The organism is Drancourtella massiliensis, from assembly GCF_016900655.1.
Taxonomy (GTDB): domain Bacteria; phylum Bacillota; class Clostridia; order Lachnospirales; family Lachnospiraceae; genus Sellimonas; species Sellimonas catena.
Genome location: NZ_JACJKH010000091.1, coordinates 1 through 683, shown reverse-complemented (window position 1 = coordinate 683; position 683 = coordinate 1). Strand labels below are relative to the sequence as shown.

Annotated in this window: 1 protein-coding gene; it reads right to left on the bottom strand. The window is 39.8% G+C overall.

Features of this window, described 5'->3' with window-relative positions; genetic code table 11:
- Positions 1-122: 122 nt before the first annotated feature.
- Positions 123-545: an IS200/IS605 family transposase gene (gene tnpA, locus H6A32_RS15850; protein ID WP_118637402.1), complete on the bottom strand. Its 423-nt coding sequence runs from the start codon at positions 543-545 to the stop codon at positions 123-125.
- Between the last annotated feature and the right edge of the window lie 138 nt (positions 546-683).

Below are 683 nucleotides of genomic sequence, written 5' to 3'. Positions count from 1 at the left end.
AAGTTATGACCCCCATTTCAAATGGGGGTTTAATTTTCGCCCCTCCAGGGCATAGCACTGGTGCCGCCAGAGGCGGGATTTCGCAAACCATTTTTTCTGGTTGCCCTCCGTTGTAGGGCTTACTACTTTCTTCCGTCCTCTATCTTATCATTTTCTTCCTGTTCCTGAATATATTTTCGAACGGTTTCTTCATTTACATTTCCTACTGTTGCTACATAATATCCTCTCGCCCAGAAATGTCTATCTCCATATTTCGTTCGATATTCCGGATGTCGGTCAAATAGCATCAATGTGCTTTTTCCCTTTATGTATGACATAAATTCTGATACACTCATTTTGGGCGGTATCGCCACATACATGTGAACATGATCTATACAGATCTTCCCATCTATGAGCTGTACCTGTTTCATCTCACACAGCTTTTTTATAATCTCCACCAAATCTCTCTTGGTCTCACCATACATTATTTTTCTCCGATATTTTGGTATAAAAACAATATGGTACGTGCAATTCCAGTGCGTATGTTGTATACTTTGATTATCCATTTGGATACCTCCTATGCTTTTGATATGGCCTGCGAAACCAATATCATTATAGCATAGGAGTTTTTTAGTACTCTAGGTAACGCTACGGCTTTGCCTCGGCCCCCATTTCAAATGGGGGATATATATATTATTCATTAT